The sequence below is a fragment of the Mangrovimonas sp. DI 80 genome (genome assembly GCF_001975575.1).
GTDB classification, from domain to species: domain Bacteria; phylum Bacteroidota; class Bacteroidia; order Flavobacteriales; family Flavobacteriaceae; genus Mangrovimonas_A; species Mangrovimonas_A xylaniphaga.
Genome location: NZ_MSDT01000008.1, coordinates 114,891 through 130,923, shown reverse-complemented (window position 1 = coordinate 130,923; position 16,033 = coordinate 114,891). Strand labels below are relative to the sequence as shown.

Sequence of the window (16,033 nt, the reverse complement as noted above, 5' to 3'; positions counted from 1 at the left end):
TATTGGATGATATTAAATTTAATGTTTCAACCAAGGAGCAGGAGCCCAATAAACAATTTCTTGTGTTTCCATATCGTAAAATGGTTTTTTGCCATCGGGTAGGGAAGGATGATTTTTTATTGGGTGGTATCTTCCTTTGATTCGTGTTACCAATGTGTTTAAATCTTCTTTTGTAACGTTTTTTTTAAGTTCGGGAGTTAGGAAGCTTTTTATGAGTTCGACAATGGCTGTACCAGTTGCAGCATTTCCAACTCCCGCAATACTCATGGATTCTACAGTCTGCTTTTTCTCCTCCTTCGGTTCGGTTACGATGACCTCAGTTGTCGGTTTTGATCCTTTTGCGTGATGGGCTTTTGAACGACAAGAATTACTGCAAAACTTTTGTGCGCGTCTTCTTTTTGGGGTATATTCCTTTTGGCAATAGTGGCAGATATAAAATTCGTTTTCCAATGAGTTAAGCGTTAAATGAACGTTCGTTTGCCGTATATTTTTTGTTTTTTCAGTTTGAACTGTTGATGCTGACTACATTTGTAGTCTATTTTAAACCTTTATTTATGATAACAATTGTAGTCATTTTTAATAGAGTACATTAAAAACAGTTTCCAACAACATCTTATCGACTTCTTCATCAGTGATCAATTCTTTTTTCTTTTTTCGAGGCTCGGGACTCTTCTTGATAGGAGGTGTTGGAGCCAGTAAAATTGGAACGGTCACCTTAAAATTAGGAGAGTCCATTTGTTTCTCCATGCGTTCTTTGAACAGTCTTATGCGTTCATTTGATATTGGATTCCCATATTTTTCAATAACAAGGTTTCGATGGTTCTCAAAAAGCTGTTTTTGGATAGCAAAAAGTTCTACAATGGATTCACTAGGTAAATGAATACACTCATGTATGTTATCGTGCATCCATTGTGATAGAGTTGTATAGGAGTCCAAATGTTCCCAATACTTTTTTAATAAATGTTCAAATTGGGCCTTACTTAGCGTTTCTTTGGCATCCAAAAGAGCGAAGATGTTTTCCTCGAATATGGAACTCTTTTCAAGGAGTGTATATTTTTGAAATCTTGCCGGGGCAACAGAGGTTTTTCTGTCTCTGTCCATAAAAGCAACTGTGTTTATGTCTTGTTTTGGAACAATATCTCTGTAAATGGAATCCTGTATAAAATCATAAAGGATTTCTGGTACATAGAAGATAAAAAGCCTTGTGATGTTATTTTTTATGGTTTCAAAAATACTATTGGTCATTTGCCTTTTGTAACAAGTGTGAATAGTCATTAGGTAGGGAAGCATCAATATCCCTTAAATATTTTTCCAAAGCATCCATGGTCGTGTGTCCCGTGATCTCCATCAAGGCACTTTTTGCTGCAAACGGAGTAGAATCCTTAACCAGTGCTCTGTAGAGTTGCGTAATAAATGTATGTCTGAAACTATATAGACCATAATTGCTGTCCAATCCAAAATGTCTTTTAACAGCCTTAAAACGTTTGGAGAAATTATCTCTTCTGTTGGTTTCCGAAGCATCCCATTCTGCCCCTATGGCATCGGGAGTGAACAAATAGTGTTCTGGATCCATATTAGATAGGTCTGGGAGATCTGCGATCAAAATTTCAGGAATCAACTTGGTTTTGAAGACTTTATTTTTTGCTTCAAATTGGAGTGTTTTACTTTTTAGGTTGATGTCCTTAATTTTTAATCGATTTACCTCAATAGGCCTTAAAAAGTTATAGGATACAAATTTGATGTACAATAGTAATATAGGATCGTATTTCTCCAAATACTCAAAAATTGCTTCCTGCTTTTCTTTGGTATAGGTCTTGTTTCGGTTGGGCTTGGTTTTCATCACAGGAATTTTCTTCATTGGATTGGAAACAATGATGTCGTTGTCTTCCAAAAGCTGCATGATGCTGCTAAGATTTAACCTGTAATTGTTTCGGTTTCTCGAACTGGACGTTAAAAGGATATGGTTTAAAAAGTCCATAGCCACTTTTTTGTTGACCTGATCAATGGTTTTGATCTTTGGGCGGTTTTCCTCAATCCAATTGATAAAAATGTTGACAGAGTAGGAGTAGCCCTGTAAGGTGGCAGGTTTCACAATCTTCCCTTTTAGTTCCATCCCAAAATTGAGGGCTTCCTTTACGGTCATTACCTTTTCTTCTTTCTCAATGGTTTCATTCGGAGCTTCAACATGAACAACAGGAACTGTTACTTTAGGTTCTGCTGTTGGCTGTGGAATTACCTCTATTTTTTCTTCTTTTTCCAATTTTGGAGTGGTTTCAGGAAGGATGGGTTGAGCCACTGGCTGTATTTCTTCAACTAGTTTTGGTTGAGCAGGAGCATTCAGAACCTTTACGCCTGGATTTTTGGACTGAAATAATGCCGTGTTATCAGCAAAAGGATTGTATCCCTGTCTTAAAAGTTTCAAAAGTCTTATCCTGTATTTTGATAGTACCGCCAGTCGGTCTTCCTTGGTCTTGTAGAGATGGGCAGTTCCATAAATGTTTTTCATTCTTTGGAGTTTGCCCGTTTCTGGATTTCGATACGAAAAATAGACATACCACCTTTTCTTGAGGTCGCCTTTTGCATCGTAGATTTTTGGGGTGGAAAAATTGGTTTTGTGTGCCAAATTGTGTTCTAAATCGTGTGCGAAATTGTGTTCACTTTCGTGTTCAAATGTAAGGATTTCATTTAATGTGGACATAAAAAAAACGGTTTAGAGTGAACTAAACCGTTTGTTTATGGGGGATTTCTCCTTGTAGCGAGACCGAGATTTGAACTCGGGACCTCTGGGTTATGAATCCAACGCTCTAACCAACTGAGCTATCTCGCCATCTTTTTTGCTTTCGCGGGTGCAAATATATAAACAAATTTAGTTTCCGCAAATATAAATGCATTAAATTATTTTTTATTTTTTTGTTTTAAACTAACCAATTAATGTATATATTGAGCGAGATAATAATGTTATATATGGAAGAAAAAATTAAGTTAGAAATAGAATTTCCTATCCACGCCTCGCCTCAATTGTTATACCAATATATATCAACACCTTCAGGTTTGTCCGAGTGGTTTGCAGACAATGTGAATTCCAGAGGGGAAATCTTTACCTTTATTTGGGACGATAGTGAGGAGAAAGCAAAAATGCTGAGCAAAAAAAGCGGGGAGCGTATAAAATTTAGATGGCTCAATGACGATGCAGTTGATGCCTCTTATTTTTTTGAGATTAAAATACAGGTAGATGAAATTACTAAGGATGTATCCTTAATCATTACAGATTTTATAGATGAGGATGAAATGGATGAGGCCAAAATGCTTTGGGAGAACCAAATTTCAGATTTGAAACATGTTTTAGGCTCTGCCTAGACTAACAGTAATATAAGTTATATATTTGTCCCGATTTTTAATCGGGACTTTTTTTATGATCAATTTAAACGGAACACTTCAGGAAGAAACGCAGTTTAATCTGTCAATCAAAAATAGAGGCTACCAATTTGGTGATGCGCTTTTTGAGACCTTTAAAGTTGTACATGGCAAGATTCTATTTTTGGAAGACCACTATTTTAGGTTAATGGCTTCTATGCGTATTTTACGAATGGAAATTCCAATGGAGTTTACCATGGAATTTCTTCAGGAAGAAGTTTTAAAAACAGTTCAGGCAAACAATTTATCCAATGGTACTGCTAGAGTCAGGTTTACTGTAGATAGGGGAGAAGGTGGGAAATACACTCCTTTGCATAAAAACATTAATTATAATGTCGTAGCAGAGCCCTTATTGACTCCGTTTTATAGCATCGATCGGGATAAATCCTATGAAGTAGATTTGTTTAAAGATTATTATGTAGCTCCAGGTTTGTTGAGCACTTTAAAGACCAATAACAAGGTCATTAACGTATTGGGAAGCATCTATGCCCAAGAAAACCAATTGCAAAACTGTCTGTTGATGAATACGGAAAAACAGGTGGTAGAAGCTCTAAACGGAAACTTGTTTTTGGTGAAGGGAGACAAAATAAAATCTCCACCATTACAAGATGGCTGTCTAAAGGGTGTGATGAGAAAACAAATTATAGAATTGCTATTGAATATGGGTGACTATGAGTTCTCCGAAGCGTCCATTTCTCCTTTTGAACTGCAAAAGGCAGACGAACTATTTGTGACCAATGTTATCACAGGTATCCAGCCTATAACAAAGTATAGGAAGAAAACCTTTGGAACTACCATAGCGAGTCTTTTGGTTGAAAAGCTGAATGTGAAAATCAGGCTCTCTTAATTGTAGCTTGGATTTTCTGGGGCGTTGGACCATATGCAGTACTCGCCTCCAAATTCTAGCATTTTTTCCTTCCAAAAACTGTCTCCGCTTTTTCTGATAAGCTCATTTCTATAAATATTCTCAGAAACCACCCATGAATTGGAATGTAGTTCTCGGTCCAATTGGTTGGGTTCCCAACCAGAATAGCCCAGGAAAAACCTGATATCCGAATTTGCCAGCTGTCCGCTGTTCAGAAGTCCCAATGCAACTTCAAAGTTGCCTCCCCAATATATTCCATTAGATATTTCTATACTGTCCGGAATCAGTTCCGGGACCTTATGGATAAAGTACAGGTTGTCCTGCTCTACAGGCCCGCCGTTGAATACCTTAATGTTGGCGTCGGTTTCTGTAATGAGGTCACCTAGTGTGTAAGGGAGTGGCTTGTTCAATATAAAGCCAATGGAGCCTTCATCAGAATGGTCGGCTAGTAAAATCACAGACCTATTGAAAGACATATCTCCAATAATCGATGGTTCTGCCACTAACAAGTGGCCTTTTTTGGGTTGAAGTGTAATCATAGCAGTATGATTTATCATAAATCTAAAACTATTTTTTTTAAAAACCAACAAAAATGATTGACTATCAATATACCCGTAAAAAAAAACTCACTTTGAAAGTGAGTTTTTTAAGTATAAGTTATAAAAGGACTAAAAGAAATTTTCTTTAGTTCTTAATTTTTTAGTTAATAGCGTCCGATAAATCAGATCCAGCTTTAAACTTCACAACGTTTTTAGCTTTAATTTGGATAGTTTTACCTGTTTGTGGATTTCTTCCTTCTCTTGCAGATCTTTTAGAAACTGACCAAGTACCAAATCCTACCAAAGAAACTCTATTTCCTTTTTGTAAAGCTCCTTCGATATCAATTAATAATGAATCTAATGCTTTTTTGGCAGCTGCTTTAGAAATTCCTGCGTTTTCTGCCATTCCATTGATTAAATCTGTTTTGTTCATAAATTTAAATTTTTAATTATTAAATAATAGTTGGGTTAAACGTTTTATGTTAAATCCTCTTACAAATTTATACGGATAATCCATTCACGCAAGTAATAGCAAGGGAAATGCAAATATTTGTTGATAACTTTAACGATTTGTTAATAAAGGATGTGTATTTCGTCGATGTTTTCAATTTTTTCAGTAATAGCAAGGGTTTAGAGCATTTTTGCCCCCTCTGAAAACTGAAATCCGTTCAAAAGTGATTTGACGTCCATTTTGCGCTTTCCAGGAAGCTGAATTTCTTTAATAAGAAGGTAACCATCTTTGACCGAAACTTTTAAATGGTCTTTTGCTACTTGAATGGAACCAACAATATCATTAGGCGAACTTTCCTCTTTGTCGATGGCAAAAATCTTTACCGCTAACGTTTCTCCATTATTTTCCAAATAGCACCAAGCCGATGGAAATGGATTCAAGCCTCTAATTTTATTGTAAATGCTATCCAAAGGTTGGTTCCAATCTATTTTGCAATTGTCTTTGTCTAGTTTGTAGGCTGTTTTTAAATCGTCATTTTGGGGCTGAATAGTAGTAGTCACATTTTCTGCAGCGATAAGATCAACAGTTTCTATAATAAGTTCACTTCCCATATGCATCAGTCGATCGTGAAGCATCCCTACGGTTTCGTCTGGAGAGATATCTGTTTCCTTTTGAAGAATAACCGCACCGGTGTCAATTTTTTCATCTATAAAGAATGAGGTTACACCCGTTTTGGTTTCACCATTAATAATAGCCCAATGTATGGGGGCCGCGCCTCTGTAATCTGGTAACAAGGAGGCGTGCAAGTTGAAAGTGCCATATTTTGGCATGTCCCAAACCACTTTTGGCAGCATTCTAAAAGCAACCACGATTTGCAAATCGGCTTCCAAAGCTTTTAATTCTTCAATAAATTCTTCCGATTTTAGATTGGTTGGCTGTAAAACATTCAGGCCTTTGGAAAGGGCATAGGTCTTTACGGCCGATTGGTTGAGCTTTCTACCGCGACCCGCTGGTTTGTCTGGAGCCGTGATAACGCCCACAATATTATAACCCTTAGTAACTAGGGCGTCAAGGTTGGCAACAGCAAAATCTGGTGTGCCCATAAATACTATACGAGGAGAATTTTTCATGTGTGTGTTAATTTATAGGTGTTTGTGGGTGTAATATTAATTATATGGTGTTCCAACATGAGCTTTAAAACATTTAAAAGCTCATGCTCTTCGTAGGGAAGCAGGTTGGCTAAATCCCTAGAGGATAAAGGTTCGTTTTCCAACGCGGTAATAATGGCATTTTTAATGCTTTTAAGGTCTGAATTTGCTGGCTTTTTTTGTTTTTCTTTGGAAATACATACCGAACAAATGCCACAGTCCTTCACATCGTCTTCTCCAAAATATTTGAGCAATTGGACGCTTTTGCAAATGCTGTCATTATTGGTATAGTTAATAACCGAAGTGATTTGATCTTGCCTTAATTTGTGTTGTTGCAAGATGATTTTTGAAATTCGGTTGATGGTTTTGTCATCTTCACGTGGTTGTAAAAACGTGAGTTCGGAATCGGTGTTGGAATGTTGAAAGGTGATGATTTCATCTTTTTGCAGTTGTTCCAGAGCTTTAATAATGACATCTTCTGGCAAACTTGCTTTATTGGCAACCAGTTTCGTATTTATTTTCAGTAAATGTTCAAAGATCCCTCCGTAGGTTCTGAGGATGGATTTTACGATAATGGCCAAGTCACTATGAGTGTCCAAATAATGAAAAAGTGCTTGGTTGCTAATTATGAATTGCACCTTGCTTTGTTGGTTGAATTGTTGTGATAGATATATCACGCTGTTTCGGTCCAACAACTGCAACACATTATAGGCAAGTGTGGTGTTGAACTCATAGGCTTTACAAAAATCTATAAAATTGAATTGATACACACTGTTCACACCTTCACCATAGGATACTTGAAAGTAATTGCAAAGCTTTCTGTAAACCAATTTGATGAAGTCCATACTCGGTAAGGTCTTTAAAAATTGGTTGTGTAGCTGTTGCTCGTCTGCTTTACTTTTTAAGATGACGGCAAAGGCCTTTTTTTCATTTCTACCCGCTCTACCGGCTTCCTGGTAATAGCTTTCCAAACTTTCGGGCAAGTTGATGTGAATCACCGTTTTTACATCCGATTTGTCAATCCCCATACCAAAAGCTGTGGTGGCCACCATAATGGGTGTTTGGTTGTGGGTCCAGGCATATAAGCGGTCTTGTTTTTCATCGCTGTTAAGCCCACCATGGAAAAACGTACTGGAAAAGCCCTTTTGAGACAGATACTGACTTATTTCAATCGTAGACTTTCTATTTCTGGCGTAGATAATAGAAGCGCCCTGATGCTTTTTTAGTATTTGTTCCAGTTTATAAAGCTTGTCCTCGGCCTCAACCACAATATAGGCAATGTTGGGTCTGTAAAAGGAGGCTCGGAATACCTTAGGTGAAATAAAGTCGAGCTCCTTCATGATATCCTCTACCACATCGGGTTTGGCCGTTGCGGTAAGTGCAATCATGTTCACGGTAGGGTGCAGACGTCTTAAAACATTAATGTTTTTATAGGCGGGTCTAAAGTCGTTTCCCCATTGCGAAATACAATGGGCTTCATCTACCGCGATAAGATTGACATTCATTTGTTGAATCCTGTCCTGAACCAAACTTTGCTGAAGCCGTTCCGGAGAGAGGTACAGGAATTTATAATTCCCGTAAATGCAATTGTCCAAAAGTGTATCTAATCGTTCAGCACTAAGGCCGCTTGTGATGGCCATGGCTTTGATGCCTTTTTCATTTAGGTTATTGACCTGATCCTTCATAAGGGCCACCAAGGGAGACACTACAATACAGATTCCTTTTTTGATAATAGCTGGAATTTGAAAGCATACCGATTTCCCTCCTCCAGTTGGCAATAGGGCAAAGGTGTCTTCATTTTCGAGCACCGCATTGATGATTTCCTCCTGAAGTGGTCTAAAGGAGGTATGGTTGTAATACCGTTCTAAAACTTGTATAGGGTGCATGTCTAAAGATTTAATAACCCTAGGATAAAATCGGTTCTATTGGAGACGGAGGCAAACGGGACATCGTGCAATTGGTAGCCATATCTAGAATAAGTCGCCACCAAATGTTTATGAATGTTAACCGCTTGGTCAAAATTTTCATAGCGTTCGCTGTCGCTTTGGAAAATCTCTTGCCAAGGTGCCAATACAAACACATGGTTGTAGGTATGACTTTCGCACATATCAACAAAAGAAACAGGATATTGGTCGCCAATATAATCCATGTAGGCCAGGACATCTGGGATGCCACGGTCATAAAACACAGCCTTTTCTTCTTGGTGCTTTGCATCCAAGAACTGTTTTACCCGACCTTCCAAAAGCATTTCACTAAACTTAAGAGGTTCGGTCAAAAACAGTTGTTCAATACCATTTTTGCGGGCATCCAAAGTTACTTGACGTGAAATTTCATCAAAACAATTGTAGCCGCGTTGTTTCAGTTCATCTATAATGGACGATTTTCCTGTACCGGGACCTCCTGTTATTACGATTCTTTTAGTGTTCAATGCACGGAATTTATGCCGTAAAATTCGGAATTTAAATAATGATTACCAATTATAGGCCTAAATTCCCATTTAGGGAATAAGGTTTCCAGTCAACAAATATCGGTGTTAATGAAAGAATAGGGTGTGATTAATACAAAGGAAACCGTATATTTGCCTATTAAAAATTGACGATGAGCATACAAGGAAATCCAGAAGAATTCTATAAGAAACTAAGATCTCAATTATACGATACGGCATCTTGGCCTTCTATTTATCTATATAAATTTATCGTTCCTAGTGATGCTTCAAAAATAGCCACCATCGAATCTTTGTTTAACAATATGGGGGCTGTGATCAACACTACCGAATCCAAAAACGGAAAATATACCAGTGTTTCCGTAAATGTGAACATGCAAGATCCGGACGCCGTAATTGCAAAGTATAAAGAGGTGGCTGCCAAGGTAGAGGGGGTTATCAGTTTATAGGAAGTTCATTAAAGTTTGTTCACAGTAGCGAGACTAATTCGTTCAAAATAGTTGTACAAGCTTGCTTGAAGTGATACAGAGGAAATTTCCCCTTGTTTAATTTCGTGGACTAATCAATTTTTTTGTATTTTGCGCAAGAGTGCGACCAAACTACGTGCACTATTGTAAATACCTCAATAATTTATTTTGATAGACGATTTAGAATACAATACAGAGCGTGAACATTTAATCATTCCCGAATATGGGAGGCACTTGCAAAAAATGATTAATTACGCAAAAGCTATCCCAGAAAAGGAAGAACGCAATAAAGTGGCCAAGGCCATAATTTCGGTGATGGGGAACTTGCAACCTCATTTAAGAGACGTGCCGGATTTTCAACATAAACTTTGGGACCAATTGTTCATCATGGCCAATTTCGACCTTGATGTAGACTCTCCTTATGAAAAACCTTCTAGGGAAGAATTGCAGTCGCGTCCAGAACCTTTGGAATATCCCCAAAACCATCCAAAATACAGGTTTTATGGGAACAATATCAAAACCATGATAGATGTGGCCAATACTTGGGAAGATGGGGAGCTTAAGGAAGCTTTGATCTATACCATTGCAAACCACATGAAAAAGTGTTTCTTGAATTGGAACAAGGATACGGTTGAAGACGATGTTATTTTTGGTCATCTCTACGAATTGTCTGGAGGTAAAATCAACCTAAGGGAAAGTGATGAAGATTTATCAGATTCTACAAGTTTGATGCGCAGTAAAAAGAAATTTGCATCAAGCAGTAAAAAAACACATCACAAAAAGAGTAATAACAATTCCAACCGAAACAGAAAACGTTACTAAACTTAATGAGTACATTTGTAATTGAAGGAGGCCACCAGTTAAAAGGTAAAATTCAGCCTCAGGGAGCGAAAAACGAAGCTTTACAAATTCTATGCGCAGTATTGCTTACTGCAGAAGAAATCACCATACATAACATTCCGGATATTGTAGACGTCAACAAACTTATTGATTTGTTGGGGAAACTTGGGGTGAAAATCAATAAAATAGGAAAAGGATCCTACACTTTTAAAGCTGATGAGGTGAATATGGCCTATTTGGAGTCTGCCGAATTTAAGGAAGACGGAAAAGGCTTAAGAGGATCAATCATGATTGTAGGGCCGCTTTTGGCAAGATTTGGGAAAGGATATATTCCAAAGCCAGGAGGAGACAAAATTGGTCGTCGTAGATTGGATACGCACTTTGAAGGGTTTATCAATCTTGGAGCTAAATTCCGTTATAACCGTGAGGACCATTTTTATGGGGTTGAAGCTGAAAAGTTGAAAGGTACTTATATGCTTTTGGATGAAGCTTCGGTAACGGGAACTGCCAATATTGTTATGGCTGCGGTTTTGGCCGAAGGCACAACCACTATCTATAATGCCGCCTGTGAACCTTATTTGCAACAACTCTGCAAGATGTTGAATAGAATGGGGGCAAAGATTACAGGAGTTGGTTCCAACATGCTTACCATTGAAGGGGTGGACCAATTGGGGGGTACCGAACATAGAATGCTTCCGGATATGATTGAAATTGGGAGCTGGATAGGTTTGGCAGCCATGACCAAAAGTGAATTGACCATTACCAATGTAAGTTGGGATGATTTGGGATTGATCCCAAATGTATTCCGCAAACTGGGTATTACTGTAGAGCGTCAAGGCGACGATATCCATATACCAAAGCATGAGGATGGGTATGAAATCCAGAATTATATTGATGGATCTATCTTAACGGTTTCCGATGCACCTTGGCCTGGATTTACTCCAGATTTATTGAGTATTATTTTGGTAGTGGCTACCCAAGCACGCGGCAGTGTATTGATTCACCAGAAAATGTTTGAAAGCCGTTTATTCTTCGTGGATAAATTAATCGATATGGGAGCTAAGATCATTCTTTGCGATCCGCACAGAGCAACCGTAATCGGGCATGATTTTAAATCGACCTTAAAAGCCACAACCATGACGTCTCCAGATATTAGAGCAGGGGTATCTTTATTGATTGCGGCTTTATCGGCCAAAGGAACGTCTACCATACACAATATCGAACAGATTGATAGAGGTTATGAAAACATCGATGAACGTTTAAGGGCTATCGGCGCGAAGATTGAGCGTGTAAGTGGTAACTAAAAAGCATTTAATTAAATAAAACAAAACCTGTAAGGAGAGTTTCTTTACAGGTTTTTTTATGCCAAATAAGTTTTACTTCAATCTTATTAAAGAAAAAAAATAGGATTAATTCAATGCAGCCTTATAAGTGTTTAAACAACGCTCTCTGGCCTCTTTGTGATCCACCATGGGCTGTGGATAGGTGAGTTCTTGAAAATCTGGGGCCCATTTGGAAATGTATTTTAAGTCCTTGTCAAATTTTTCAATTTGTGTTGTGGGATTGAAAATTCTAAAATAAGGAGCGGCATCCACACCACAGCCTGCTACCCATTGCCAATTGCCAATATTGCTGGCCATTTCGTAATCATGAAGTTTTTCAGCAAAATAAGCCTCTCCCCATCGCCAATCTATCAAAAGGTGTTTGCACAAAAAACTTCCAACCAACATGCGCACTCTGTTATGCATAAACCCAGTGGCGTTCAATTGGCGCATACCTGCATCTACTAGGGGATAGCCCGTATTGCCATCACACCACTTTTTAAATTCTTCTTCATTGTTTCGCCATACAATATTGTCGTATTTAGGTTTGAAACTTTGTGTAGCCGTATGTGGAAAATGCCAAAGAATCTGCATAAAAAACTCTCTCCAAATCAATTCCTGTAAAAACACTTCATTCGATTCGGCTGCTGCTTGTTTTACAATGTCTCGAATACTCACGGTACCAAAACGTAAATGAGGCCCTATACGGGAAGTGCTGTCCTTGGCGGGATAATTTCGGGTGGCTTCATAGTTTTGGATGCTTTCTGAAGACAGCTTGTAAGGCACAATTTCTTGTGAAGAGACTTTAAACCCTAAATCTTCCAGAGTAAAATTTTTGGTTGGAGTATGCTTATATAGATTATCGAAATTGGCTTCAGGTGTTGTTTCCTCAAGGGATAGACTTTTAAAACGGGCCTTCCATGCTTTCATATAAGGCGTATAGACCACATAGGGTGTGCCGTCCTGTTTTACAATCTCATCCTTTTCAAAAATGACTTGGTCTTTAAAAGTGTTGAATATGATATCTTTTGAGGAAAGGAATTGTTCTATCTCTTTGTCCCGTTGTTTCGCATAAGGTTCATAATCGTGGTTGGTGTATACAGCATTGATATGATAGTCTTGAGTAAGTTGTTTAAAAGCTTCTAAAGGCGTTTTATGATAAGTGGCTAACAAACTACCGTAATTTGTTTCAAGTGTCTTCTTAAGGTCTTGAATGGTTTGATATATAAAGGTGACACGAGCATCATTCTTGGGGAGTTCCTCTAAAATAGAAGTGTCGAAAATAAAAATAGGCAGTATGGGATAATCTCCTTTTAGAGAATGATACAGCCCAATGTTATCATTTAGCCTAAGGTCTCTTCGGAACCAGAATATATTGATGGTTTGTTTCATGAGGAATATTTGCCAAAGATGGCTTCTAATTTTTCGTATCTGTATTGAAAGATTTCTTCCAATTTTGGTCGCACTAAAAATGGGTGTACCATTTGGCCAAAAATGCCAAAAGGCAATTTATAATCAATGACATCCTCCATTTGTACGCCTCCTTCAATGGGTTTGATAAAATGTTTATGGTGCCAAAGTGCATAAGGACCAAACCGTTGTTCGTCTACAAAATATTTATGGTTTTCAACATGCGTAATTTCTGTAACCCATTTGGTTTTTATGCCCAAAATAGGAGAGACCCAATACTGCACAATTTGCCCCGGAAACATGGATTTTTCTGCACCAGAAATAATATGGAAGCCCATATAATCTGGTGTGATAGTTTTTAAATTCTTTGGATTGGAAAGAAACTGCCATGCCTCTTCTACGGAAATTGGCAGATTCTGAATTCTATGTAAGGTATAAATCTGCATTAATTGTAAAGAAAAATATAAGCATTCAAGGACGAGGCCACAACCAACCAAATGATGTAGGGTAGGAGCAGGAGTCGCATTTCCCGAACATTTTCAATTCGGTATTTGAAAAAGAAATAGATTACAACCAAGGTTAAAAGTATGATGATGAACAAGGCCGGAAGCACGAGGTGTTGTTTGAAAAACACATAATTCCAGGATACATTCAAAATAAACTGAACTGTAAAAAGCGTCCAGATATATTTAGAACCCAAATCTCGAATCAAATAGGCCATGTATATGGAAAAACAGAGCATGATGGTAAACCAAGCAGCCCCAAAAGCCCATCCGGGGGGAGTCCAAGGCGCTTTGTTGAGGTTGAGGTACCAATCGGAATGTGGACCGTTGTCCATAAACCAGGTTCCCAGGGCCAAGGCTCCAAAATTGAGAATCAAAAAAACAAGAATGAGTTTGAATAGTTTCATTGTAGGTGTTTTGTGATTTTCTTGCTTAGTGGTTTGGTGATAGAATAGTAATAGTCTACTAAGTATCCATTTTCATCCACTAGATATTTTTGGAAATTCCATTTCACACCAGAACTTGAAACACCATTAATGTCTTTGTTCGTGAGCCATTGGTACAGCGGATGTTGCTGGTCTCCCTTCACATCAATCTTTTCGGTGATTAAAAAGGTCACACCATAATTTCTTTCACAAAATGTTTTGATTTCATCAGCGTTACCTGGTTCCTGACCTCCAAATTGGTTACATGGAAGTCCGATGATCATCAATTGGTCTTTGTAAGTTTTATAGAGTTCTTCCAACTCTTCATATTGAGGTGTAAATCCACATTCGGAAGCGACATTAACAAATAGGATTTTTTTGCCTTTGTAATCAGATAGGTCAATTGGGGTATTGTCAATACTGTTTATTTTGATGTCGTAAATAGACTGTTTTGGTGCTGTTTGGGAAGATGTTTTAAACATTGAAAACATAGTTACTATGAGTATTAAGGTTCGCATGAATTTTAAATTTTAAAGGATGTGATACCACAGTCCATTTGGAAGATTTGGCCAGAAATTGAAGCAGATTTCTCTGATAATAAAAATACGGCTAAATCGGCAACTTCTTGTGGATTTAAGAATTTTTTAAGGGGATGCCTTTCAACAATATTGGCAATCATTTTGTCATTTCGCAATAGTTTGGAGGCTAATTCTGTATCTGTAACAGTTGGGGCAATGGCATTGATTCTGATACTAGGGGCAAGTTCGGCTCCAAGGGATTTTACCAAACCTTCAACTCCTGATTTTGCAGTCGCAATACTGGAATGAAAAGGCATGCCCAATTTGGAAGCTACGGTACTAAACAACAAAATGGACGGAGCTTCACTGTTTTTTAAAATAGGTAAATATTGTTGTATTGATTTTACAGCTCCTAGAACGTTTATTTCAAAATCGGATTTAAAATCATCCAAGGTTAATCTAGGAAAGGGTTTTAGATTGATACTCCCTGGGCAATATACCAAAGCATCGGCCTGTTCAATATTGGGTAATTCATCGGTTAAAATATCGCAAGTGTAGTGTGTTAAGTTTTGATGTGTCCCTTGCGGGGCACTTCTACTAATATTGATGACCTGATGGGTTTCCAACAAAGTATTCAGGATGGCATTGCCAATACCTTTGCTTCCACCTATAATAATTACAGTTTTCATGATTGTTTTATTTCTGTCTTCTTATCAAAATCATTTAAAATAGATACACGGGTTCTAGGCAGGCTATTTGGAAAGTTTTGTTGTATAAACTTAATCAAGCCTTCTCTAACGTACACGCGTAAATCCCAAGCTTCTGGAGAGTTTTTGGCACTCATAAGGGCACGTATTTCAACGCTGAATTCTTTGGAATCCGTCACCTGCAATACATTTACCTTTTGATCCCATAAAGGCGTGTTTTCCAATAGACGGGTAAGTTCCTTTCTGAGGGCGTCAAAATCGATATTGTAATCGGTGTATATAAATACGGTTCCTAAGATTTCGGCGGTGGTTCTGGTCCAGTTTTGGAAGGGCTTTTCAATAAAATAGGTAGTTGGCAACACCAGTCTACGTTTATCCCAAATTCTTACTACCACAAAGGTTAGGGTAATTTCTTCTACCCAGCCCCATTCGCCTTCCACCACCAATACATCGTCCAAACGGATGGGTTGTGAAATGGCAATTTGCATCCCTGCTAGAATAGTTGCTAAGGCTTTTTGGGCTGCAAACCCAAGGATGATTCCCGCAATACCCGCCGAAGCAAAGACACTAAGCCCAAATTTTCTAACGCCTTCAAAGAGCATCAATCCAGAGCCTATGGCAATGGTGATAATCACAAAAATGATGATGCGCTCCAAAATGTTGAACTGTGTATAAAGCTTTCGGGCCTGTAGGTTGTCTTCTTGGTTGAGGTCGTAATTTTCAAGATAATTCTTTTTAAAAACCCTTAACAATACAATAATGGTCCATGTTATGGCGATGATGAATAAGATGGAACTAATTTTACGCATTACGTAATGGACATTCTCTGAATTTTGAATAAACGGTAGGTTGAACTTTGGAAGGAATATCGCTAGTAGAATAATTAAAAACGGAGTAATGTAACGTCTTATAAAAGTCATATAGTTGATTTTTAGAAATATAAAATACGGGTAATGTTAGAGAGAGGAAAACTTTTGAATT

Annotated in this window: 19 protein-coding genes and 1 tRNA gene; 5 read left to right on the top strand and 15 right to left on the bottom strand. The window is 37.9% G+C overall.

The window, feature by feature from the left end; all coding sequences use genetic code 11:
* Positions 1 to 18 precede the first annotated feature (18 nt).
* From BKM32_RS15155 to BKM32_RS15140, 4 genes are all read right to left on the bottom strand, one after another.
* Entirely contained in the window at positions 19 to 450 is a 432-nt protein-coding gene (locus BKM32_RS15155; protein ID WP_076664876.1) for a hypothetical protein, read from the bottom strand.
* Positions 451 to 576: 126 nt separating this feature from the next.
* Positions 577 to 1,245, bottom strand: coding sequence for a hypothetical protein (locus tag BKM32_RS15150; protein ID WP_076664874.1), 669 nt, complete (start codon positions 1,243 to 1,245; stop codon positions 577 to 579).
* A complete protein-coding gene (locus BKM32_RS15145) occupies positions 1,235 to 2,698 on the bottom strand; it encodes a tyrosine-type recombinase/integrase (RefSeq protein ID WP_083702210.1) in 1,464 nt (487 codons plus the stop codon). The genes BKM32_RS15150 and BKM32_RS15145 overlap by 11 nt, the downstream gene beginning before the upstream one ends.
* A 55-nt stretch (positions 2,699 to 2,753) precedes the next feature.
* Positions 2,754 to 2,827: transfer RNA gene (locus BKM32_RS15140), tRNA-Met, on the bottom strand.
* 137 nt (positions 2,828 to 2,964) lie between these two features.
* Here BKM32_RS15140 and BKM32_RS15135 point away from each other — a divergent pair.
* Positions 2,965 to 3,357: an START-like domain-containing protein gene (locus tag BKM32_RS15135; RefSeq protein WP_053977300.1), complete on the top strand. Its 393-nt coding sequence runs from the start codon at positions 2,965 to 2,967 to the stop codon at positions 3,355 to 3,357.
* Positions 3,358 to 3,412: 55 nt separating this feature from the next.
* A complete protein-coding gene (locus tag BKM32_RS15130; protein WP_076664871.1) occupies positions 3,413 to 4,261 on the top strand; it encodes an aminotransferase class IV in 849 nt (282 codons plus the stop codon).
* Here the strand turns inward: BKM32_RS15130 and BKM32_RS15125 are convergent.
* From BKM32_RS15125 to BKM32_RS15105, 5 genes are all read right to left on the bottom strand, one after another.
* The gene (locus BKM32_RS15125) at positions 4,258 to 4,818 is read right to left on the bottom strand and encodes a YqgE/AlgH family protein (protein WP_053977315.1); all 561 of its coding nucleotides are present in this window, start codon (positions 4,816 to 4,818) and stop codon (positions 4,258 to 4,260) included. The two genes, BKM32_RS15130 and BKM32_RS15125, sit on opposite strands and share 4 nt — an antisense overlap.
* Positions 4,819 to 4,978: 160 nt before the next feature.
* On the bottom strand, positions 4,979 to 5,251 hold the full coding sequence (locus BKM32_RS15120) for an HU family DNA-binding protein (RefSeq protein ID WP_053977298.1): 273 nt from the start codon (positions 5,249 to 5,251) through the stop codon (positions 4,979 to 4,981).
* 197 nt (positions 5,252 to 5,448) lie between these two features.
* Positions 5,449 to 6,399 (bottom strand): methionyl-tRNA formyltransferase, encoded by a 951-nt coding sequence (gene fmt / locus BKM32_RS15115; RefSeq protein WP_076664868.1) that lies wholly within the window; start codon positions 6,397 to 6,399, stop codon positions 5,449 to 5,451.
* Positions 6,396 to 8,303: an ATP-dependent DNA helicase RecQ gene (locus BKM32_RS15110; protein WP_076664866.1), complete on the bottom strand. Its 1,908-nt coding sequence runs from the start codon at positions 8,301 to 8,303 to the stop codon at positions 6,396 to 6,398. Before BKM32_RS15110 ends, fmt begins: the two co-directional genes overlap by 4 nt.
* Before the next feature lie 2 nt (positions 8,304 to 8,305).
* On the bottom strand, positions 8,306 to 8,845 hold the full coding sequence (locus tag BKM32_RS15105) for an AAA family ATPase (RefSeq protein WP_076664863.1): 540 nt from the start codon (positions 8,843 to 8,845) through the stop codon (positions 8,306 to 8,308).
* Between the two features lie 170 nt (positions 8,846 to 9,015).
* On the opposite strand from BKM32_RS15105, the gene BKM32_RS15100 reads away from it, so the two are divergent.
* The 3 genes from BKM32_RS15100 (at position 9,016) to murA (ending at position 11,471) form a co-directional block, all read left to right on the top strand.
* Positions 9,016 to 9,309, top strand: a complete 294-nt coding sequence (locus BKM32_RS15100) for a DUF493 family protein (RefSeq protein ID WP_053977294.1) — start codon at positions 9,016 to 9,018, stop codon at positions 9,307 to 9,309.
* Positions 9,310 to 9,495: 186 nt separating this feature from the next.
* Positions 9,496 to 10,149, top strand: a complete 654-nt coding sequence (locus BKM32_RS15095) for a DUF4290 domain-containing protein (protein ID WP_053977293.1) — start codon at positions 9,496 to 9,498, stop codon at positions 10,147 to 10,149.
* A gap of 5 nt (positions 10,150 to 10,154) precedes the next feature.
* Positions 10,155 to 11,471: a UDP-N-acetylglucosamine 1-carboxyvinyltransferase gene (gene murA, locus BKM32_RS15090; RefSeq protein WP_053977292.1), complete on the top strand. Its 1,317-nt coding sequence runs from the start codon at positions 10,155 to 10,157 to the stop codon at positions 11,469 to 11,471.
* Between the two features lie 105 nt (positions 11,472 to 11,576).
* On the opposite strand, the gene BKM32_RS15085 is transcribed toward murA, so the two are convergent.
* Genes BKM32_RS15085 through BKM32_RS15060 form a run of 6 tightly spaced genes read right to left on the bottom strand, consistent with a single transcriptional unit; the run spans position 11,577 to position 15,972 of the window.
* Positions 11,577 to 12,881 carry a deoxyribodipyrimidine photo-lyase gene (locus BKM32_RS15085; RefSeq protein WP_076664860.1) on the bottom strand — a complete coding sequence of 435 codons (1,305 nt, stop codon included), beginning with the start codon at positions 12,879 to 12,881 and terminating at the stop codon, positions 11,577 to 11,579.
* Entirely contained in the window at positions 12,878 to 13,345 is a 468-nt protein-coding gene (locus BKM32_RS15080) for an SRPBCC family protein (RefSeq protein ID WP_076664857.1), read from the bottom strand. The genes BKM32_RS15085 and BKM32_RS15080 overlap by 4 nt, the downstream gene beginning before the upstream one ends.
* Positions 13,345 to 13,809 (bottom strand): TspO/MBR family protein, encoded by a 465-nt coding sequence (locus tag BKM32_RS15075; RefSeq protein ID WP_076664855.1) that lies wholly within the window; start codon positions 13,807 to 13,809, stop codon positions 13,345 to 13,347. Before BKM32_RS15075 ends, BKM32_RS15080 begins: the two co-directional genes overlap by 1 nt.
* Positions 13,806 to 14,318, bottom strand: a complete 513-nt coding sequence (locus BKM32_RS15070; protein WP_076664853.1) for a glutathione peroxidase — start codon at positions 14,316 to 14,318, stop codon at positions 13,806 to 13,808. The genes BKM32_RS15075 and BKM32_RS15070 overlap by 4 nt, the downstream gene beginning before the upstream one ends.
* Positions 14,319 to 14,350: 32 nt before the next feature.
* Positions 14,351 to 15,034, bottom strand: coding sequence for an SDR family NAD(P)-dependent oxidoreductase (locus tag BKM32_RS15065; RefSeq protein ID WP_076664850.1), 684 nt, complete (start codon positions 15,032 to 15,034; stop codon positions 14,351 to 14,353).
* On the bottom strand, positions 15,031 to 15,972 hold the full coding sequence (locus BKM32_RS15060; RefSeq protein WP_076664848.1) for a mechanosensitive ion channel family protein: 942 nt from the start codon (positions 15,970 to 15,972) through the stop codon (positions 15,031 to 15,033). Before BKM32_RS15060 ends, BKM32_RS15065 begins: the two co-directional genes overlap by 4 nt.
* Positions 15,973 to 16,033: the final 61 nt, after the last annotated feature.